This window comes from Kitasatospora cineracea (assembly GCF_003751605.1).
GTDB lineage: Bacteria > Actinomycetota > Actinomycetes > Streptomycetales > Streptomycetaceae > Kitasatospora > Kitasatospora cineracea.
Map to the genome: position 1 here is coordinate 222,293 of NZ_RJVJ01000003.1, position 18,424 is coordinate 240,716.

Consider the following 18,424-nt stretch of genomic DNA (forward strand, 5'->3'; position numbering starts at 1 on the left):
CGGCCGGCGCCGGCGACGACCTCCCGCACCCCACCGGGCCGGCCACCGCCGCGCCCGCCGACCGACCGCCCGGGGCTCAGCCCCCGTCCGCCGGCAGCAGGCCGCCGCCGAGCACGTCGAGCAGGTGCGGCCAGGCCGCCGCACCCAGCCGGGCGGCCGCCGCCGGGGTCCCGCCGTGGTCGAAGACCGTGGACGGGGGCGGCGGCACCTCGCCGGGGAACACCACCCGGTGGCCCGCCGCCGGGTCGCCGACCAGCACGGTGCGGGCGCCGTCGGCCGCGCGGCGGCGCTCGCGCAGCCGCTCGGCGTACGGGAGCGACGGCCACATCGCATCGGCCCCGCCCGCGACCAGCAGCAGCTCCGCCCGGGCCCGCTCCACCGGGATCCGGGCCGCGGGCAGGTCCGCCGCGAACGTCCGCTCGCTCTGCTCGTACCAGCCGCGGATGGCCACCGGGACGCCCGCCGGCTCCGCGGGCGTCCAGCTCTCGTCCGTCGGGACGAACGGCAGCGGGTGCCCCCGCCAGGTCCAGGAGGAACGGGCCGGGCGGTCCGCACCGTCCAGCCCCGCCCCGACGTTGCGCCACACCAGAGAGGTCGGCGCCAGCGCGACCACCGCGTCCACCCGCGGGTCGCGCACCGCCGTCAGCATCGCCGCCTCCGCGCCCTTCGACGTCCCGAGCAGGCCGACCCGCCGCAGCCCGTCCGCCCGCAGCAGGTCGACCGCCGCCGTGAAGGTCTCCAACGGCACCTCGCACACCCCCGGCGGCTGCCCCGGCCCGCCGAACCAACGGATCGTCAACGCGTCGAACCCCACCCGCGCCAACACCCGCGCCCGCGCCGCCTCCACCCGCCCGCTCGACCCCGACAGCACCACCACCCCGACCGCACTGCCCCCGACCGGCGTGCACCGCAACCCCTCCCACGGCTCCGTCCACACCCGCTCGACGATCTCCATCCGCCTCCCCTTTCCCTCCGCTCCCGCCCCACCCTCACCGACCGCACCCCCACCGGGCAAGGACCCGCCCGGCTGCCGGGGCGGGCTCCGACCGGCCGTCGGGGAACATGGGAGAGAGCACTGCGGGGTTCAGGACCGGGCTGCTGATGTACGCGGACGGCGAGGCGGGGGACTGCCTGCGGGGGTCGGGGGCGGGCCGTGGTCCGGAGCGGGCGTTTCTGGACTTGCTGGTCCATTTTCGGCTGCCTACCGTGCTGAACGTGCCCGGCCGACGGCGGGCGGGCCCAAGCAGGAAGGCGGTGCGCCATGCAGGCGATCCGGATCGAGGAGCACGGCGGTCCCGAGGTGATGCGCTGGACCGAACTGCCCGACCCCGTGCCCGGACCGGGGGAGGTGCTGGTGCGGTCGGCCGCGGTCGGGGTCAACTACATGGACGTCGGCGCGCGGGCCCAGGGCGGTCCGGGCTGGGCGGCGCCGGCGGTGCTGGGGGCCGAGGGGGCGGGGTACGTGACCGCTCTCGGCGCGGGCGTCGAGGAGCTCGCGGTCGGCGACCGGGTGGCCTGGTTCTACCACCCGGGCAGCTACGCCGAGTTGCTGGCCGTCCCGGTCGCCGCGCTGGTCAAGGTGCCTGACGGGGTGTCGGACGAGGTCGCGGGCGGCCTGCTGATGCAGGGCCTGACCGCCAACCACCTGACCACCGAGACGTACCCCGTCGCCCCGGGCAGCACCGCCGTGGTGCACGCGGCGGCCGGCGGGGTGGGCCAGTTGCTGACCCAGCTGGTGAAGGCCCGCGGCGGCAGCGTGATCGGGCTGGTCTCCCGGGCGGAGAAGGCCGCGGTGGCGGAGCGGGCCGGGGCCGACCACGTCCTGGTCCACTCCGGCGGCGGTTTCGAGCAGCAGGTCCGCGAACTCACCGGCGGACGCGGGGCCGACGTGGTCTACGACGGCGGCGGCGCCGACACCTTCGCCTCCTCCCAGCTGTCGCTGCGCCCGCACGGCGTGCACGCCTACTACGGGCCCTTCATGGGCGTCCCGACCCTGCGGCCCACCGACCTGCCCAACAGCATCCTGCTCAGCTACCCGGTCGTGCACCACCACGTCGCCACCCGCGCGGACCTGGTGCGGCGCACCGGCGAACTGTTCGACCTGGTCCTGGACGGGCGGCTCACCCAGCGGATCACCGGCCGCTACCCCCTCGCCGACGCCGCCCGGGCGCACGCCGACCTCGAATCCCGCCGCACCACCGGCAAACTGATCCTGCTGCCCTGACCGCCGCCCCCCCGGAGGAGTCTCAATGACCGAGTCAAGCTGCCTGCGCGTCCAGAACGGGGGTGAAGATCCGATTGTCGCGCAGGAGCGCCCACAGGACGCTGACCCGGCGGCGGGCGAGGGCGATGATCGCCTGGACATGCTTGCAGCCCTCGGCGCGCTTCTTGAGGTAGAAGTCCCGGTTCGGCCCGTCCCGCATGATGCTGGTCTGCGCGGACATGTAGAACACCCGTCGCAGGCGGCGACTGTAGCGTTTCGGCCGGTGCATGTTGCCGGTGCGGCGACCGGAATCGCGGGGGACGGGCACCAGCCCGGCCGCCGAGGCGAGGTGGCCGGCGTCCGCGTAGGCGGCCAGGTCCCCGGCGGCGACGACGAGCTCGGCGCCGAGTATCGGCCCGATGCCGGGCAGGGACTCGATGATCTCGGCCTGCGGGTGGGCACGGAAGGTGTCGCGGATCTGCTTGTCGATCCGCTTCAACCGGTCGTCCAGGGCCAGGATCTGTGCGGCGAGGTCGGCGACGATCGCGGCGGCGACGTCCTCGCCGGGCAGCACGGTGCGCTGGGCCTCGGCGGCCTCCAGCGCGGTCGCGGCGACCGCGTCGGCGCCGCGCACGCTCCGGTTGGCGAGCCAGGCCGTCAGCCGGGCCCGGCCCCGGCGGCGCAGGGCGGCCGGGGTCTGGTAGCCGGTCAGCAGGACCAGGGCGCCCTTGTGCGCGGAGTAGTCGAAGGCCCGTTCCAGGGCGGGGAAGATGCCGGTGAGCACGTCGCGGAGCCGGTTGATCATCCGCACGCGGTCGGCGACCAGGTCCGATCGGTGCGCAGTCAGCAGTGCGAGGTCCGCCGCGAGCTGGGCGGGCACCTCGATCGCGGCGAAGTCCCATCGCTGACGGGAGGTTTCGGCGATGACGTAGGCGTCGCGGGCGTCGGTCTTCGCCTCGCCCCGGTAGGCGCCGGCCATGCGGTTGACGGTGCGTCCGGGCACGTAGACGGCCTGCTGGCCGTGGGCGGCGAGCAGGGCCAGCAGCAGTGCCGAGGCGGTGCCGGAGATGTCCACCGCCCAGTGGACCTGCTCGGCCAGCTCCAGGATTTCGCCGAGCGCGGTCAGGATCGCCGTCTCGTCGTTGACGATCTTCTTCGACCACAGCGTTGTGCCGGCCTCGTCGACCACGGCCGCCCAGTGATGGCCCTTGCCGGCGTCAACACCCGCCCAAGCACGGGCACTTCGCTCTCCCACTCGCCCCTCCTCGATCCCGCCTGCATTCCATCGGCCCGAGGAACACCCCGCCGTCGTCTCCGTAAACAGCGACCGCACACAGCGCGCACATCTCAATCAGCAGCCAGGGCACCCCGAAGAGCCGGACGGCCACTCCTCGCAAGCCACTGAAGGCAGAGAACCGTTAGCCACATCCGGCCCTCCCGGGCCGACCAACACCTTACGGAGAACCGTGCCGCTGACCCGCAAGGGCGCCGCCACCCGGCAGCGCATCGTCGAGGGCACCGCCGAACAGATCCGCGAAGACGGCGTGTTCGCGGTCCGCCTCGAGGACGTGATGGCCCGCACCGCGACCAGCAAGAGCCAGCTCTTCCACTACTTCCCCGGCGGGAAGGACGACCTGCTGCTCGCCGTCGCCCGGCACGAGGCGCACCGGGTGCTGGCGGACCAGCAGCCCGAACTCGGCGCCCTCACCGACTGGGACGCCTGGCAGCAGTGGCGCGACAAGGTCCTCGCCCGCTACCGCGCCCAGGGCGCCAACTGCCCCCTGCACACCGCCCTCGCCCAACTCGGCGGCGCCACCGACGCCACCCGGGCGGTGGCCTGCGAACTGCTCGACCAGTGGCAGCGCCAACTCGCCGCCGGCATCCGCCACCTGCAGGCCGACGGCGCGACCGCCCCGCACCTGGACGCCGACCGAGAGGCCGCCGCGCTGCTCGCCGGGATCCAGGGCGGCGTGCTGATCCTGATGACCAGCGGCTCCGCCACCCACCTGGAAGCCGCCCTGGACACCGGCCTCGCCCGCCTGCGCGGAACGGTCGGCACCGGTGCGTGAGCACTCGGCCCGCGCACGGCGGGCCGGCGGGATCTTGACGGTCACAGGCGCTCACGCCACTCGTGGGGCGGGTGTGCGGACCGCGAGACTGGAGCCGTCGCCGACCGGGGCCGCCGGAACGGCCCACCGGAACCCCCGGCTCCCAGCCCGGAAGGCCCCCGACCCGGAAGGCTCCCAGCCCGGAAGGCCCCCGGCCCGGAACTCCCGCACCGCCAGAAACGAGGCACCTCCATGTCCGCCACCGCCACCGCCACCGCCGGGACGAGCACCGAGACCGCCACCAGCGCCGTCCTGAGCGTCCCCGCCGCCGCCCCGGCCGAGGCCGCCGCCCACTACGCCGCCCGGCTCGCCTTCGAGGCGGACGTCTCGGACGTCCACGCCGACCTGGCCTCCGGCGCGCCCGGCATCGTGGTGGTCGACACCCGCAGCAAGGCCGCCTGGGACCAGGGGCACATCCCCGGTGCCGTCCACCTCCCGACCGGGCAGATCGCCGACCTGGCCCCGGAGGCGATCGACCCGACCCTGACCGTGGTCACCTACTGCTGGGGCCCCGGCTGCAACGGCGCCACCCGCGCGGCCCTGGCCTTCGCCCGGCTCGGCTACCGGGTCAAGGAGATGCTCGGCGGCTTCGAGTACTGGGCCCGCGAGGGCTTCGCGTACGACACCGCCGCGGGCTCCGAGCAGCGCCCCGTCGACGACCTGACCGCCCCGCGCTCCGGCATCTCCTGCGCCTGCTGATCCCCTCCCGGGCCTCCGGGCCTCCCGGGCCTCCGGGCCTCCCGGGCCTCCGGGCCTCCCGAGCCTCCCGAACCCCCGGCGCTCAGGCGCGGTAGGCGGCCGTCGCCGTCTCGACGAAGGAGCGGACCAGCGGGTCGGCCGCGCCCTCGTTCCAGGCCACCACCACCCGGCTCGGCGCCAGGTCCGGCACCGGCACCACCACCAGCCCGGCGGGCAGGTCGTGTCCGAGCGGGGCCAGCCCGACCGTGCCGTTCCACAGCACCGCCTGCAGGCACTCCTGCACGCCGCGCACCACCGGGCCCTCCCGCTCGGTGCCGCCGTGCCAGAACGCCTGCCAGCGCGGGTCGGTGCCGGGCGGGAAGCGGAACCAGCGGCGGCCGTCCAGCTCGGCCGACCGCAGCCGCTCGCGGCGGGCCAGCGGGTCGTCGGCGCGCAGCACCGCGCCGACCGGATCGGACCGCAGCGTGCGCACCGCCAGGCCGTCCTCGTCGAACGGGGCCCGGGTGAGGGCAACGTCCACCAGCCCGGCGCGCAGCCCGCAGGTCGGGTCGGTCAGGTCGGTCTCCCGGACCAGGACGTCCACGCCCGGGTGGTCGCGGCGGTGGGCGGCCGCCGACCGGAACACGCCCGGGTCGGTGCCGTCGCCCAGGATGCCGACGGTCAGGCCCGCCCGTCCGGCCGCCGCGCCGACCCGCACCCGCAGCCGGTCGGCGCGGGCGAGCAGGGTCCGCGCCTCCGCCAGCAGCACCGTGCCCGCCGGGGTGAGCGCGACCCCGGCCGGCGAGCGGACGAACAGCAGGGCGCCGAGGTCGGCCTCCAACTGCTTGACCGCCCGGCTCAGCGGCGGCTGGCTCAGGTGCAGGCGGCGGGCGGCCCGGCCGAAGTGCAGTTCCTCGGCGACCGCCACGAAGTACCGCAGGGTCCGTAGCTCCACGCTGCGACGATACCCAGCCGGCATCGGCGGACCGGAACGGGTCCTGGACGGCGCCCCGCCCCCGGCGGTGGGGTGGACGGGACGCGGCCGCTCCCGGCCGCCCCCGCCGCCCGGCCCCGCCCGGCGGCGGCCCGCGCACCGGCCCCGCACCGCGGCGGCCCGCCCCGAACGGGAACCGATGGAACTCGCCCACTGGATCGTCGCCGGGCTGCTCGCCCTCTTCTCCCTCTACTCGGGCACGCTGAAGGCGGTCCGCAGCCCCGACCGGCTCCGCCCGATGATGGCCTGGGTCGACCGGGTCCCGCTGCCCGCCCTGCGCGCCCTCGGCGCGCTCGAACTCCTCGGCGCCGCCGGGCTGCTGCTGCCCCCGCTGACCGGCACCGCCACCTGGCTCGCCCCGGCCGCGGCGACCGGCCTGCTGCTGCTCCAGGCCGGCGCGATCCCGGTCCACCTCACCGGCGGCGACCGCCGGATCGGCCTCAACCTGGCCCTGCTGGCCGCCGCGGCCGCCGTCCTGCTGCTGCCCGCCGGGTAGCCGGAACGGGACGTCCGATAAATCGGTTGGCCGGGCGGCGGGAGGTTGCTACTGTTCGGATCGCCGTGAACAGGAAGCGAGGAGGTGAGTTCCCCATGAGAGCTGGATCGAGGCGGGTGCTCCCCCTTTCCCCACGGTGCAACGACTGACACAGGTGTCGTCGGGAGCGCTCGCGTGACAACGCAGGCACTCCCGAAAGGCGAAAGCCATGAACACCGTGAACAGCACGAACACCGTGCACCCCGTGCAGATCACCCGGGTCGACGAGACCCAGTGGCAGGCCCTGTCCGGGGACGTGGTCGTCGGCCACGCCGACGTCTCCACCCGCCGCCACGACCTCCGCTACGTCAGCATCGACGTCTGGGACGACGCGGCCTTCGCGCCGCTCGCCGACGCGGTGCGCGCCGCCCTGCCCGCCCCGCTCCGCACCCTGCTCGCCGCGGACGACCCGGCCCCGGCCGCCCGCTGGGAGCGGGCCGGGTTCGTCCCCGAGCGGCGGGAGTGGGAGTACGTCCTGTCCACCGCCGCCGCGGTCCCCTCCCTCGCCCCGGGCGTCACGATCCTGCCCGCCGGGACGGCCGACGAGGCCCGACTGCGCGAGCTGGACCGGGAGATCCGGGCCGAGGTCGAGGCCGGCCCCGGCTGGCACACCATGCCCGCCGAGGTTCGGCCCTGCCCTCCGGGGGACACTCTGATCGACCCGTCGCTGTACGCGGTCGCCGTCCACCGGGGCCGGTACGCCGGCCTGGTCCGGGTGGTCCGCGGCCGCGGCCCCGCCCGGATCGGCCTGCTCGCGGTCCGCGCCGCCCACCAGCGGCACGGCCTCGGCCGCTCCCTGCTCGCGCACGCCCTGCACACCCTGCACGAGGCGGGCACCACCACCGCCTGGGCCGAGGTCGACCAGTCCCGCACCGCCGCCGCCACCCTCTTCGAGAGCTTCGGCGCCGAACGGACCGGCCAGGTCCTGCACCTGATCCACCACTGACCGGCACCACCCGCACCGCCCCGCACCAACTCCGCACCACCCCCACTCCCACCAGAGAATCGAGACCCCTTGCCACGCGTCGCCAAGGGCCTGGAGCTCGAGGGCACCGTCCTCGAGTGCCTGCGGAACGCCACCTTCAAGGTGGAACTGCAGAACGGCCACCACGTGCTCGCCCACATCAGCGGAAAGATCCGCAAGAACTACATCAAGATCCTCCCCTTCGACCGCGTCCTGGTCGAACTCAGCCCGTACGACCTGACCAGGGGCCGCATCCTGTTCCGCTACCGCAACTGACCCCCCGTCAGCCCCGGTAGCCCCACCGGTCCCGGTCGCCCCCTCGCGCCGGTGCCTCCGCCCCCCGTACGGGCCGGAGGCGCCGGCGCGAGCGGTTTCCGAGCAGGTCCCGAGCGGTTCTCCGGTCGGAGGGCCGGGGGAGTGTGGGCCGTCGCACATCGGGGCGGTACGCGTTGCCCCGGCCGCGCGCCGGATGGAAGAGTGCCGGGCATGGTGGCAGACGGGCAGGTCAGCGGAGCGGAAGCGGCGCCGGAGCGGGTGTTCGACTGGCTGGACGGGGCGGCGAGGGCCCGGGACGCCGCCGGGCTGACCAGGCGGCTGCGCAGCCGGCCCGCCGACGACCCGGTGCTCGACCTGGCCTCCAACGACTACCTCGGGCTGACCAGGCACCCGGCCGTCACGGCCGCCGCCGCCGAGGCCGCCGTGCGCTGGGGCGGCGGCGCGACCGGCTCCCGGCTGGTCACCGGCACCACCGAGGCGCACACCGCGCTGGAACGCGAACTCGCCGAGTTCTGCGGCTACCAGGCCGCCCTGGTGTTCTCCTCCGGCTACACCGCCAACCTCGCCGTGCTCACCGCGCTGGCCGGCCCGGACACCCTGATCGTCTCCGACGCCCACAACCACGCCTCGCTGATCGACGGCTGCCGGCTCGCCAGGGGCCGGGTCGCCCGGGCCGCGCACTGCGACCCCGCCTCGGTGCGCGAAGCCCTCGCGACCCGCACCGAACCCCGCGCCCTGGTCGTCACCGACTCGGTGTTCTCGGTCGACGGCAACGCCGCCCCGCTCGCCGACCACCTCGCCGCCGCCCGCGCGCACGGCGCCGCGCTGGTCATCGACGACGCGCACGGCCTGGGCGTGCTCGGCCCGGGCGGCGCGGGCGCCGGGGCCGCCGCGGGCATCGCCGGACAGCCCGACGTGGTCGCCACCGCGACGCTCTCCAAGTCGCTCGGCGCGCAGGGCGGCGTCGTCCTCGGCCCCGAGCGGGTGATCCGCCACCTGGTCTCCGCCGCCCGCACCTTCATCTTCGACACCGGCCTCGCCCCCGCCGCGGTCGGCGCCGCCCTCGGCGCGCTGCGCCTGCTGCGGGCCGAGCCCGGCCGGGCCGCCGACGCCCTGCGGGTGGCCCGCGAACTCGCCGACCGGCTCGCCGAGTCCGGCCTGGACGCCTCCGCCCCGGACGGCGCGGTGGTCGCCGTCCGGGCCGACGACCCCGAGCACGCGGTGCGCTGGGCCGCCGCCTGCCGGGACGAGGGCCTGGCCGTCGGCTGCTTCCGGCCCCCGTCCGTCCCCGACGGCGTCCCGCGCCTGCGGCTGACCGCCCGCGCCGACCTGACGGCCGATCAGGTCGCCTTCGCGGTGCAGGTGGTGCTCAAGACCCGCTGAGCGGTCCCGGGACGGGCCGGACCCGCCCGCCCCGGGACGGCGCCGTCAGCTGAAGACGACCTGGTCGACCGTCCAGAACGCCGAGTTGGTGCCGGTGTAGCGGAACTGGAAGCGGGCCGTCGAGGCCCCCGCCGGGACGGTCACGTCCAGGTGCTCGACCGTGTTCAGGTCGGCCCGGTAGGACTTCACCAGCTGCGCGGCGCCGCCGTCGAAGGACACGTACACGTCGCCGGTCTGCGGGCCGTCGACCTTGTAGTCGGTGGCGAAGGACAGCGTGCCGTGCGTGCGGCCGGCCACCGGGTACGCCGGGCTGACCAGCGTCGAGTCGAACTGGCCGGTGCCGTGCGACTTGTCGTCCCACTCGTCGGAGTCCGCGACCGCGAACACGTTGCGGGCCCGGACGTTGGTCTCCCGGCCCTGGCCGAGCTGCGCCGCCGTCCAGAACTCGTCGGTGGCGAACGCCCAGCCGCGCCACTCGGTGACGCCGCCGGACGGCATCCGCGAGTTGTCGATCGACCAGCCGGCCGGCGGGGTGCGGGTGAAGCCCTTGACCGTCGAGCCGATGCCGGTCTCGTCGACCCGGGTCTGCAGGCTCGGCCGCAGCGCGTCGAACTCGTCCGGCACGATCTCGTCCACCGGCTTGCCGTCCAGGCCCCAGGCCGGGTCGATCGGCGCGCCCTCGTGCTTGAGCACGGTCGGCGCGATGTCCACCGGCTTGACGTCGTAGCGGTGCGCCCCGGCGGCGTAGCCCCGGCCGTTCAGGACCATCCAGGTCTGCCGCTCGTTGGCGCTGTTGCCGCCGTGGCCGCCCGCGTCGGTGTGGCCGTGGTCGGTGGTGACCACGACCAGCCAGTCCTCCGAGGCGTAGGTGGCGCGGGACCTGAGCGCGGCCAGCACCTGCCCGACCAGGCCGTCCGCGCCGTGGATCGCCGCCAGGTACTGGCTGGACGCGCCGCCGTAGGAGTGCCCGGCCTCGTCCACCTCGTCGAAGTGCAGGAACACCGAGTCCGGGTTGCCGTGCGCCAGGTAGTCGGCGGCGTCCGAGGCGGTCTTGGCGTCGTTCTCGCTCTCCGGGATCCGCAGGTCGGCCGTGCCGTTGAAGACGTTCGCGGTGATCGGGTTCCAGGAGCCGATCACCAGCGTCGATGCGGCCGGGTCGGCGCTCTCCAGCCGGCTCGCGTAGTCCGGGTACAGGTCGAAGCGCGAACCGGTGAAGTTGTTGTCCAGCACCTTGTGCTTGTCCGGCCACACGCCGGTGGCGATGGTCGACCAGCCCGGCCCGGAGAGGGTCGGCGCCAGCGGGTTCGCGTACAGGTCGGAGGTCGCCGTGGTGCCCGAGGCCATCAGCGCCTTCAGGTTCGGCGCGTCCGCCGCCGCGATCTTGTCGTACCGGGTGCCGTCGATGCCGATGACCAGCGTCTTGGCCTGCTTGCTGCCGTTCGGCAGGCCGTTGTACGCGCCGGTGGCGGCCGCGGCGGGCGAGCCGCCCAGCGGCACCAGCGCGGTCGCGACGACGGCCGCCGCGGACAGGGAAAGGGCCATGGTGGAACGGGAGTTGCGCACGGGGTCTCCCAACGGGGAAGCGGCACGGTGCGGTTGCACCGGCAACCGAGGATGGGGCGGCCGGGCGAGCGCGAGCCCGCACCGAATCCACGGTTGTATGAACAAGCGCCAAAATTCAGTCCAGACCGGTTATCTGTTCGTTATGTTCTGTGGGCGGTCGGACCAGGGGGTGCCGGGCCGGCGGACGGCCGATCGCTACCCTGGGCCGGTGAACCACGGCACCCCCCGAGCCCCCCTCGCCCCCGCCCGGTCCGGCGTCCCCGAGCACGGCCGGGTGCCCAAGTACTACCTGGTCAAAGCCGAACTCGAGGAACTGCTCGACGAGTTGGGCCCCGGCGGACGGCTCCCCACCGAAGCCGGCCTGGCCGAGCGGTACGGCGTCGCCCGCGCCACCGTCCGCCAGGCCCTGCGCGACCTGCTGATCGAGGGCCGCCTGCGCCGCCAGGGCCGCGGCACCGTGGTCGCCGGAGCCAAGATCGAACAGCCGCTGTCCCTGGCCAGCTACACCGAGGGCGTCACCCGCCAGGGCCTGCGCCCCGGCCGCACCCTGATCGCCCTCGACCGCCAGCCCGCCGACCCCGCCACCGCCGACCGCCTCGCCGTCCCGGCCGGCGAACCGCTCTGGCACCTCGAACGCGTGCTGCGCGCCGACGAGGAACGCGTCGGCCTGGAGTCCACCTACCTGCCGGTGGCCCGAGTCCCCCTGCTGGCAACGGAGTTCGACCCGGCCGGCTCGCTCTACGGCTACCTGCGCGACCGCGGCGTCCAGCTCGCCGGAGCCGAGGAGCGGATCGAGACCGTGCTCGCCACCCCGCGCGAGGCCCTGCTGATCGGCACCCCGCCCGCCCTCCCGATGCTGCTGCTGCACCGCCGCAGCCGCGACGCCGCCGGCCGCCCGCTGGAACTCGTCCGCACCCTCTACCGCGGCGACCGGTTCAGCTTCACCCTCGACCTGACCGCCCCCACCACCGACTGACCCGGCCGCGGCTTCCGGACAGCACCTCCCGGGGCGGGTGAAATCCCTTTGCGGGGACGGCTCGTGCGGTCCGACACTGGGGGACGTGCTCGGATTCGTCAGGACCGACAACGAAGCCCTCGTCACCTACCTGGGCGACCCGCAACGCACCGTCGCCGCCCACCGGGAGCTGCTGCGGCGCGGGGAGGACGCGGTGGACGCCGTCCGCCGCGGCCTGTCCCACCCCGACGCGGCCGTCCGGGAGGGCTGCTGCCGGCTCCTGGACCACCTGGTCGACACCGCGTCCATGGGCCGCCTCGTCACCATGGCCGACGACCCCGACCCCGAGGTCCGGATCGCCGCCTTCCACGCCCTGGCCTGCGACCGCTGCAAGGGCGACACCTGCGCCCCGGGCGCGGACCAGGTCCTCGCCCCCGCCCTGCGCCACCTCGCCGACGACCCCGACCCCCGGGTGCGGGCCCGGGCCGCCGAACTCGTCGGCAAGTTCGCCCACACCCACCCCGGGGCCGCCACCGCCCTGCGGACCTGCCACGTCCAGGACCCGAGCCCCGCCGTCCGCAAGAAGGCCGGCTGGTACGCCCCCGGCGGGAGCATCCACGAACGGACCCGCCCCCGCCCGGCCCGGTGACGGACGCCCGGTCCGTGCTCAGGCCAGGATCTTGCGCATCAGGACGCACATCGTCTCGTAGCGGCGGAGCGTGCCGTCCTCGTCCTCCACGTCCCAGGAGTCGGGCGCCCGGCCGAAGGCGCGGTAGCCGAGGCGCTCGTAGAGGGCGCGGGCCCGCGGGTTGGACTCCTCGACGCCCAGCTCGGCGCGGACCAGGCCGCGGGCGGCGATCCGCCGCTCGGCGGCGCCGATCAGCAGCGTGCCGATCCCGCAGGACTGCAGGGCGGGATGGACGCCGAGCTGCCAGAGCGTGCCCGCCCCGGGCACCACCGCGTAGTCGACGCCGCACAGCGCCACCGGCAGCCCGGCCGGCGTGCACGCCGCCAGGTAGTCGATCTCGCCCGCCGCGGCCCGCCGGACCTGCCCGGCGAGCTCGCGCACGTGCTTCGGCGAACCGGCCCAACCGCAGGACGGCAGATCGGCGTCGGTGAGGCCGCGCACCGACAACCGCAGCCTGACCTCGGCCGCCGCCGTGCCCCGCCCGTCCGCTGCCGCGCCCCGCGCGTCCTCCGCCATCGTCGTCCCCTCCGTCGCGGGCGTTCCCCGGCCCATTGCAGCAGGCCGCCGCCCGCCCGTCCAAGGGTTTCCGGGGCGGTGGCGCGGGCCGGCGCGGGAGGCCGGCTCAGAGCGCCGACAACAGCAGCAGCAACCCGAACGGGGCCGCCCCCCAGGCCAGTCCGCGCAGCACGCCGCGCCGCACGGTGTCCGCGGCGGGCAGCGGGAGGGACGTCCGGGCCCGTACCCCGGAGCCGCCCCTGGCCTCTATCCCGGCCTCGGTCCCGGTCTTCGGCTGCGGGGCCAGCGGCAGCCCCATCTGCACGCCCGCCGCGGCCAGCGCGGGCGGCAGCAGGGTGAACGCCAGCCACAGCGGGTAGACGAAGCCCGGGTCCCGGTTCGAGACCGGGTCGTGGCCCGTAGCGGGGGCGATCTCCGCGACCGGCCAGGCCAGCAGCGCCAGCAGCGCGCCGAACGCCAGTGCCAGCACGGCCCCCGCCCACACCGCGCCCACCGGCCGGGAACGGTACTTCGGCGTCGCCGTCCGCAGCGCGCTGCCCGCCAGCACCGCCGCCCCGTACCCGCCAAACACGGCCAGCCCGTCCCCGCGCAGCGCGTCCCGGACCCCGTCCGCCCCGTCGACCCCGTCCGCCAGCGCCCCGACGCCCCACGCCCCGGCCACCGCCGCCGCCAGGACCAGGACCACCGAGCCGGGCGCGGCGGTCCTGCCCCTGCCGCTGCCCGCGTCGCCACTGCCCGCATCGCCGTTGCCCGCATCGCCGTTGCCCGTGCTGCCGTTCACCGCGTCGCCGTTCGCCATGCCCGGCACGCTAACAGCGGCCCGGCTGCGGTGGGCGGGTGCGTCAGGCGGTGGTCGCGGTGTGCTCGGCCAGGAAGTCGGTGATCAGGGCCCGCCACTGCTCGGGCTGCTCGGCGAACGGCAGGTGGCCGGTGGGCAGTTCGGCCGTCCGGGCGCCGGGAATGCGGTCGGCGAGCTCGCGCTGCAGGGACGGCGAGACCAGCGGGTCGGCGGTGGTGGTGATCACCAGGGTGGGCGCCTGGACCCGGGCCAGGTCCGCGCGGACGTCGATCCGCCGCACCAGGTCGACCTGTTCGGGCGTGCCGGACGGGACGGTGGCGGCCACCGCGGCGATCGCCCCGCGCAGTGCGGCCGGGTCGAGGGCCTGCAGCGCGTCGGGGCCGAACGCGGCCAGGGTCAGGTGCTCGGCGAGCAGGTCGTGCGCGCCGGACGCGTACAGCTCGCCCCACAGCCGGGCGGCCAGGTCGAGCCGGGCGTCCCGGTGGGCGAAGGTCGCGGTCAGCACCAGGGCGACGACCCGCTCCGGGTGGCGGGCGGCGGCCCGGACGGCGACCGGGCCGCCCAGCGAGAACCCGGCCAGGGCGAAGCGTTCGAGCCCCGCGGCGTCGGCGGCGGCGACCAGCTGGTCGGCCAGCTCGTCGGTGTCCAACGGGCCCGCGGCGCGCGGGGATCCGCCGCTGCCGGGCCAGTCGACGCCGACCACGGTGTGCCGGGCGGCCAGGCCGTCCAGCAGCGGCCCGTAGTTCGCGGCGGTGCCGCCGCCGGCGCCGTGGGCCAGCACCAGGCCGGGACCGGAGCCGAGCACGGTGCGGGCGAGCGGCGCGGGCGGGGTAAGCAGGACGGACGTGGTGGATGCGGTGGCGATGGACATGGGAGTTCCCCCTCCGGGCGCGGTGTGGCACCTGAATTCTGTAGCGGTCGCTACGAAATGACCGTAGCACGCTCTGTAGGGATCGCTATAGAATTACCGCCATGGCCACCAAGGGACGCCCGCGCAGCTTCGACCGGGACGCCGCGCTCGACGCGGCACTGACCGAGTTCTGGCGCCACGGCTACGAGGCGACCTCGCTGTCCGGGCTCACCAGGGCGATGGGCATCAACCCGCCCAGCCTGTACGCGGCGTTCGGCGACAAGCGGCAGCTCTTCACCGCCGCCGTCCAGCGCTACGCCGCCACCCACGGCAGCTACAGCGCCCGGGCGCTCGCCCGGCCGACCGCGCGCGAGGCCGTCGAGACGATGCTCGGACTGGCCGCCGCCGGGTACGCCGAACCCGGCCACCCCCCGGGCTGCTTCGTGGTCGACGGCGCCACCAACACCACCGACGCCGCCCAGGACGTCCGGGAGGAACTGCGCGCCCTCCGCGAGGGCGTCAAACAGGCCCTCGCCGCCCGGATCACCGCCGACGCCGCGGCCGGCCTACTGCCCCCCGTGACCCGGGACGAGGCGGACGGCCTCGCGGCCTTCTACGCCTCCGTCATCCAGGGCATGTCCACCCAGGCCCGCGACGGCGCCGACCGCGCCACCCTGGAACGCATCGCCGCCCTGGCCATGCGCGCCTGGCCGTCCGCCCCGGTGGGCATGGCGATCGCGGAGAGCCCGGTGGGCATGGCGATCGCGGAGAGCCCGGAGAGCGCGGCGGGCGCGGCGGGCGGCTGCGGTGACGACGGCGGGCGCGGGGCTCAGGGGCGGACGGCCACCGCGCCGTAGCAGGAGGCGCCGGCGTCGCTGATCCGCTCGGTGTCCTCCTCCAGCGAGGGGTTCCAGCGGGTGGTGGCGACGACGCCCGGGTCGAGGACGTCCCAGCCGGTGAAGAAGCGGCCGAACTCCTCGCTGGTGCAGGCCGCGACGGGCGTGCCGGCGGCGGTGTAGACCTGGATCAGCCGGGTGGTCTCGTCGGGGGCGAAGTCGGGGGTGAGGTGGCTGATCACCAGCGCGGAGCCGCGGGGCAGCCGGGCCTTGAGGCCCTCGGTGATCCGGTGCGCGTCGTCCGGGACGAAGTGCAGCAGGGCGTTCATGCTGAGCGCGATCGGCTGCTCGAAGTCGAGGGTGCGGGCGGCGGCCTCGAGCAGTGCGTCGGGCTCGCGGACGTCGGCCTGGACGTAGGCGGTGACGCCCTGTTCGGTGCCGTGCAGCAGGGCCTGGGCGTGCAGCAGCACGATCGGGTCGTTGTCGGCGTAGACCACCGCGGCGTCCGGGACGACCTGCTGGGCGACCTCGTGCAGGTTGGGGGAGGTGGGGATGCCGGTGCCGATGTCGAGGAACTGCCGGATGCCGGAGCGGGCGAGCAGGCGCGTCGAGCGGCGCATGAAGGCGCGGTTGGCGCGGGCGGCGGAGCGGGCGTAGGGGAAGACGGCCAGGGCACGGCCGGCGGCCTCCCGGTCGGCGGGGAAGTTGGTCGTCCCGCCGAGGTAGAAGTCGTACATCCGGGCCGAGTGCGCCAGGTGGATGTCGAGGTTGACCTCGACGCCGTCGCCCCGGCCGCCGTTGCTGCCGCTCCGGTCGCGTGCGTCCGTTGTCACGAGCTCCCCCTGATCGTCCGTCACTCCGCTCACTCCGCCCACTATGCCCATACGTACGAACCGACAATCAAGGGTGGTTGCCCGTCGCGGGCGCTCCGCCGGGCGGAACGGTCGGAATCGATCAGGGGGCGATCGGATCCGGTCGGGGCGCCGAACAGTCGGATTTTCCGTCGGAACGACTTATGTCTGATCTTGAAACCTCTTGTGCCGGATTACCATCTCGACACCTGATGCGCCTTAATGTTCCTACCGGGAAAGCGAGTTCCGGCGACCCGGGGCCGCTGGGGAGGAGTGTGGGCGTGAACGAGAGCGAGTGGGCGGTGGGCGACCGGCACCGCCTGACGTTCGACGCATTCTGCGATACCCACCACCGGACGTGGACCGGCTTCGCCGGTGCGCGCCTGGGCGACCCGGCCGTTGCGCGCGGCGCGGTGGAACTCGCCAAGAGCCGGGTGTGGCGGGAGTGGCCGCGGATCCTGCGCGAGCAGTTCCCGGCCTTCCAGGCCTGGACGATCCTCAAGGAGGAGGTCGGCGCGGCCCTGCTGCAGCGGATGATGGACGGCGCACCGCCGCCGCCCCCGGAACACGTCCCGCTCTGGGTCTGCGCGGTGCGGATCGCCGCCGAGCGCGCCCAGCACCTGCCGGAGACCGACGGCAGCCACCGGGAGCTGTACGCCGCGCTGCGCGGACTCTCCGAGCGCCGCCACGACGTGGTCCTGCTGCGCTACCTGCTCGGCCTGACGGACCGGCAGATCGCCGACTGCCTGGCCACCACCGAGGCCAACGTCCGCTCCACCGCCGCCCAGGCCCTCGCCCGGCTGGCCGCGGCCCTCGGCGCCCGGAGCGGGGAACCCCGATGACCACCGGACGCGACAGTCTCCCCTCGCCCACCCGGCCGCCCCGCCCCTGCCCGGGCGGCCCGACCGGACCGGACGACCCGGAAGGCCCGGCCGTCTCCTGGGACCGGCTGCTCACCGCCCCCCGGCCGTTCCCCTCCGAACACCTCCAGGCCGCCCACGAACTCGACCTCGCCACCTCCCTGGTCCTGGCCATGCCCACCGCCGCCGCCTCGCTGGACCTGCTGGTCAACGACGCGCACATCCACCCCGAGGGCGCCCTCGTCCTCGGCGCGCTGCTGTACGTCGCCCACCATCGCGAAGGCGCCCAGTTCTGGTGGCAGTTCGCGGCCGGCGGCGGCTCCTACACCGCCGCGTCCTGCCTGAGCCTGCTGCACCGCAGCCTCGGCGAGTTCCTCGACGCCGAGGTCTGGCGTCGCCAGGCCGAGAACCTGGCGGCCGGCCCCCGCCCGTCGCAACCCGTCCTCGGCGGCCGCGACACGCTGCTCCCGGCCGGCGTCCTCGCCGAGATCCTCGCGCTGTGCCACGAGGGCCTCGACGTCCGGCTCCCGCCCCGGCTGGCCGCCGTGATCCACCAGCTCCCGGTGGACTGCGACGACCTCGAGTACGGCGAACTCCCGCAGGTGAGCAGCACCCTGGTCCGCGACCTGGCCCGCTGAACACCGGCCCCACCAGGGCGCTCCGGTCCCACCCGGGCGGTCCGACCGGCCGTCAGGACGCCGGAGCGGACCGGTCGTCAGGGCGCTGGCGGCCGGGGCTACCCTTTCGATCATGGCTATGACACCTGACGAGTTCTACGACCACGCGCGCGCCGCCGCCGACGGCGAACTCCGGCTCCCGCTCGCCCGGATGACCGGCTGGGACATCAGCCCGTTCGAGCCGGAGGGGCTGCGGGTCTCGCCGCTGCGCCCGCCGGTGCTGCCCGAGCCGCCGCGGCACGGCGAGGACCCGGCGGACTGCGGGATGTGCCGGGCCCGCGACGAGGGCCTGTGGTTCACCGACCACTGGCGGCTGGACCGGGTCGCGGGCGTCGGCGTGCCACTGGCCCTGATGCTGTACCCGCGCGACCACTACGACCTGGCGGAACTCCCCGACGAACTGGCCGCCGAACTGGGCGTGCTCACCACCCGCATCGTCCGCCACGTCCAGGCCCTGCCGCACGTCTCCCGGGCCCACGTCTACCGCCTGGGCGACGGCGCCGCCCACCTGCACCTCTGGTTCTTCGCCCGCCCGGCGGGCCAGCTCCAACTGTTCGGCTCCTGGCTGCCCGTCTGGGACGACCTGCTGCCGGAGTACCCGGCCGACGCGGCCCGGGCGGACGCGGAGACCGTCGCCGACGCCCTGACCGCCTCCTACGGCGGCCGCCGCACGGCGACCGCCTGACCG

21 protein-coding genes are annotated in these 18,424 nt (G+C 75.4%); 13 read left to right on the forward strand and 8 right to left on the reverse strand.

Features of this window, described 5'->3' with window-relative positions:
• Window positions 1-76: 76 nt before the first annotated feature.
• Window positions 77-955: an acyl-CoA thioester hydrolase/BAAT C-terminal domain-containing protein gene (locus EDD39_RS35150; protein WP_123563652.1), complete on the reverse strand. Its 879-nt coding sequence runs from the start codon at window positions 953-955 to the stop codon at window positions 77-79.
• A gap of 306 nt (window positions 956-1,261) precedes the next feature.
• Between EDD39_RS35150 and EDD39_RS35155 the strand changes: the two genes are divergently transcribed.
• Complete coding sequence (locus tag EDD39_RS35155) at window positions 1,262-2,224, forward strand: quinone oxidoreductase family protein (RefSeq protein ID WP_123563653.1); 963 nt, start codon at window positions 1,262-1,264, stop codon at window positions 2,222-2,224.
• A gap of 34 nt (window positions 2,225-2,258) precedes the next feature.
• Here EDD39_RS35155 and EDD39_RS35160 read toward each other — a convergent pair whose 3' ends face one another.
• Window positions 2,259-3,458 carry an IS110 family RNA-guided transposase gene (locus EDD39_RS35160; RefSeq protein ID WP_123563654.1) on the reverse strand — a complete coding sequence of 400 codons (1,200 nt, stop codon included), beginning with the start codon at window positions 3,456-3,458 and terminating at the stop codon, window positions 2,259-2,261.
• A gap of 211 nt (window positions 3,459-3,669) precedes the next feature.
• Here EDD39_RS35160 and EDD39_RS35170 point away from each other — a divergent pair, with 211 nt between their 5' ends.
• Both EDD39_RS35170 and EDD39_RS35175 read left to right on the forward strand, forming a co-directional pair.
• Window positions 3,670-4,272: a TetR/AcrR family transcriptional regulator gene (locus EDD39_RS35170; protein ID WP_123563655.1), complete on the forward strand. Its 603-nt coding sequence runs from the start codon at window positions 3,670-3,672 to the stop codon at window positions 4,270-4,272.
• A gap of 231 nt (window positions 4,273-4,503) precedes the next feature.
• On the forward strand, window positions 4,504-5,010 hold the full coding sequence (locus tag EDD39_RS35175) for a rhodanese-like domain-containing protein (RefSeq protein ID WP_123563656.1): 507 nt from the start codon (window positions 4,504-4,506) through the stop codon (window positions 5,008-5,010).
• 82 nt (window positions 5,011-5,092) lie between these two features.
• Here the strand turns inward: EDD39_RS35175 and EDD39_RS35180 are convergent, their stop codons facing one another.
• The gene (locus EDD39_RS35180; RefSeq protein WP_244257470.1) at window positions 5,093-5,944 is read right to left on the reverse strand and encodes a LysR family transcriptional regulator; all 852 of its coding nucleotides are present in this window, start codon (window positions 5,942-5,944) and stop codon (window positions 5,093-5,095) included.
• Window positions 5,945-6,122: 178 nt separating this feature from the next.
• On the opposite strand from EDD39_RS35180, the gene EDD39_RS35185 reads away from it, so the two are divergent.
• From EDD39_RS35185 to EDD39_RS35200, 4 genes are all read left to right on the forward strand, one after another.
• Window positions 6,123-6,479, forward strand: coding sequence for a DoxX family protein (locus EDD39_RS35185; RefSeq protein WP_123563657.1), 357 nt, complete (start codon window positions 6,123-6,125; stop codon window positions 6,477-6,479).
• A gap of 208 nt (window positions 6,480-6,687) precedes the next feature.
• Window positions 6,688-7,464: a GNAT family N-acetyltransferase gene (locus EDD39_RS35190; protein WP_123563658.1), complete on the forward strand. Its 777-nt coding sequence runs from the start codon at window positions 6,688-6,690 to the stop codon at window positions 7,462-7,464.
• 69 nt (window positions 7,465-7,533) lie between these two features.
• Window positions 7,534-7,758, forward strand: a complete 225-nt coding sequence (gene infA, locus EDD39_RS35195) for a translation initiation factor IF-1 (protein WP_030463886.1) — start codon at window positions 7,534-7,536, stop codon at window positions 7,756-7,758.
• Between the two features lie 210 nt (window positions 7,759-7,968).
• Entirely contained in the window at window positions 7,969-9,141 is a 1,173-nt protein-coding gene (locus EDD39_RS35200) for an 8-amino-7-oxononanoate synthase (protein ID WP_244257471.1), read from the forward strand.
• 45 nt (window positions 9,142-9,186) lie between these two features.
• On the opposite strand, the gene EDD39_RS35205 is transcribed toward EDD39_RS35200, so the two are convergent.
• Window positions 9,187-10,683 (reverse strand): alkaline phosphatase family protein, encoded by a 1,497-nt coding sequence (locus tag EDD39_RS35205; protein WP_244257472.1) that lies wholly within the window; start codon window positions 10,681-10,683, stop codon window positions 9,187-9,189.
• 229 nt (window positions 10,684-10,912) lie between these two features.
• Between EDD39_RS35205 and EDD39_RS35210 the strand changes: the two genes are divergently transcribed.
• Together EDD39_RS35210 and EDD39_RS35215 are read left to right on the forward strand one after the other, a co-directional pair.
• The gene (locus tag EDD39_RS35210) at window positions 10,913-11,680 is read left to right on the forward strand and encodes a GntR family transcriptional regulator (RefSeq protein WP_123563660.1); all 768 of its coding nucleotides are present in this window, start codon (window positions 10,913-10,915) and stop codon (window positions 11,678-11,680) included.
• An 85-nt stretch (window positions 11,681-11,765) separates the two neighbouring features.
• Entirely contained in the window at window positions 11,766-12,308 is a 543-nt protein-coding gene (locus EDD39_RS35215; RefSeq protein WP_123563661.1) for a HEAT repeat domain-containing protein, read from the forward strand.
• An 18-nt stretch (window positions 12,309-12,326) separates the two neighbouring features.
• Here the strand turns inward: EDD39_RS35215 and EDD39_RS35220 are convergent, their stop codons facing one another.
• The 3 genes from EDD39_RS35220 to EDD39_RS35230 form a co-directional block, all read right to left on the reverse strand.
• Complete coding sequence (locus EDD39_RS35220; protein WP_123563662.1) at window positions 12,327-12,863, reverse strand: GNAT family N-acetyltransferase; 537 nt, start codon at window positions 12,861-12,863, stop codon at window positions 12,327-12,329.
• Between the two features lie 106 nt (window positions 12,864-12,969).
• Window positions 12,970-13,662, reverse strand: coding sequence for a hypothetical protein (locus EDD39_RS35225; RefSeq protein WP_123563663.1), 693 nt, complete (start codon window positions 13,660-13,662; stop codon window positions 12,970-12,972).
• A gap of 43 nt (window positions 13,663-13,705) precedes the next feature.
• Window positions 13,706-14,533, reverse strand: coding sequence for an alpha/beta fold hydrolase (locus EDD39_RS35230; RefSeq protein WP_123563664.1), 828 nt, complete (start codon window positions 14,531-14,533; stop codon window positions 13,706-13,708).
• A 101-nt stretch (window positions 14,534-14,634) separates the two neighbouring features.
• Here EDD39_RS35230 and EDD39_RS35235 point away from each other — a divergent pair, with 101 nt between their 5' ends.
• The gene (locus EDD39_RS35235; RefSeq protein ID WP_123563665.1) at window positions 14,635-15,369 is read left to right on the forward strand and encodes a TetR/AcrR family transcriptional regulator; all 735 of its coding nucleotides are present in this window, start codon (window positions 14,635-14,637) and stop codon (window positions 15,367-15,369) included.
• On the opposite strand, the gene EDD39_RS35240 is transcribed toward EDD39_RS35235, so the two are convergent.
• A complete protein-coding gene (locus EDD39_RS35240) occupies window positions 15,342-16,085 on the reverse strand; it encodes an SAM-dependent methyltransferase (RefSeq protein WP_244257508.1) in 744 nt (247 codons plus the stop codon). The genes EDD39_RS35235 and EDD39_RS35240 overlap by 28 nt on opposite strands.
• Before the next feature lie 395 nt (window positions 16,086-16,480).
• On the opposite strand from EDD39_RS35240, the gene EDD39_RS35245 reads away from it, so the two are divergent.
• The 3 genes from EDD39_RS35245 (at window position 16,481) to EDD39_RS35255 (ending at window position 18,421) form a co-directional block, all read left to right on the forward strand.
• Window positions 16,481-17,041, forward strand: a complete 561-nt coding sequence (locus EDD39_RS35245; protein ID WP_123563666.1) for an RNA polymerase sigma factor — start codon at window positions 16,481-16,483, stop codon at window positions 17,039-17,041.
• Window positions 17,038-17,697 (forward strand): hypothetical protein, encoded by a 660-nt coding sequence (locus tag EDD39_RS35250; RefSeq protein WP_208765745.1) that lies wholly within the window; start codon window positions 17,038-17,040, stop codon window positions 17,695-17,697. Before EDD39_RS35245 ends, EDD39_RS35250 begins: the two co-directional genes overlap by 4 nt.
• A gap of 112 nt (window positions 17,698-17,809) precedes the next feature.
• Window positions 17,810-18,421, forward strand: a complete 612-nt coding sequence (locus EDD39_RS35255; RefSeq protein WP_030462343.1) for an HIT family protein — start codon at window positions 17,810-17,812, stop codon at window positions 18,419-18,421.
• Window positions 18,422-18,424 lie beyond the last annotated feature (3 nt).

Coding starts and splice junctions, on each gene's coding strand:
- EDD39_RS35240 (WP_244257508.1), bottom strand. CDS start 16,085: ATGTACGACTTCTACCTCGGCGGGACGACCAACTTCCCCGCCGACCGG.
- EDD39_RS35205 (WP_244257472.1), bottom strand. CDS start 10,683: ATGGCCCTTTCCCTGTCCGCGGCGGCCGTCGTCGCGACCGCGCTGGTG.
- EDD39_RS35220 (WP_123563662.1), bottom strand. CDS start 12,863: ATGGCGGAGGACGCGCGGGGCGCGGCAGCGGACGGGCGGGGCACGGCG.
- EDD39_RS35190 (WP_123563658.1), top strand. CDS start 6,688: ATGAACACCGTGAACAGCACGAACACCGTGCACCCCGTGCAGATCACC.
- EDD39_RS35250 (WP_208765745.1), top strand. CDS start 17,038: ATGACCACCGGACGCGACAGTCTCCCCTCGCCCACCCGGCCGCCCCGC.
- EDD39_RS35230 (WP_123563664.1), bottom strand. CDS start 14,533: ATGTCCATCGCCACCGCATCCACCACGTCCGTCCTGCTTACCCCGCCC.
- EDD39_RS35200 (WP_244257471.1), top strand. CDS start 7,969: ATGGTGGCAGACGGGCAGGTCAGCGGAGCGGAAGCGGCGCCGGAGCGG.
- EDD39_RS35155 (WP_123563653.1), top strand. CDS start 1,262: ATGCAGGCGATCCGGATCGAGGAGCACGGCGGTCCCGAGGTGATGCGC.
- EDD39_RS35150 (WP_123563652.1), bottom strand. CDS start 955: ATGGAGATCGTCGAGCGGGTGTGGACGGAGCCGTGGGAGGGGTTGCGG.
- EDD39_RS35185 (WP_123563657.1), top strand. CDS start 6,123: ATGGAACTCGCCCACTGGATCGTCGCCGGGCTGCTCGCCCTCTTCTCC.
- EDD39_RS35225 (WP_123563663.1), bottom strand. CDS start 13,662: ATGGCGAACGGCGACGCGGTGAACGGCAGCACGGGCAACGGCGATGCG.
- EDD39_RS35235 (WP_123563665.1), top strand. CDS start 14,635: ATGGCCACCAAGGGACGCCCGCGCAGCTTCGACCGGGACGCCGCGCTC.
- EDD39_RS35255 (WP_030462343.1), top strand. CDS start 17,810: ATGGCTATGACACCTGACGAGTTCTACGACCACGCGCGCGCCGCCGCC.
- EDD39_RS35175 (WP_123563656.1), top strand. CDS start 4,504: ATGTCCGCCACCGCCACCGCCACCGCCGGGACGAGCACCGAGACCGCC.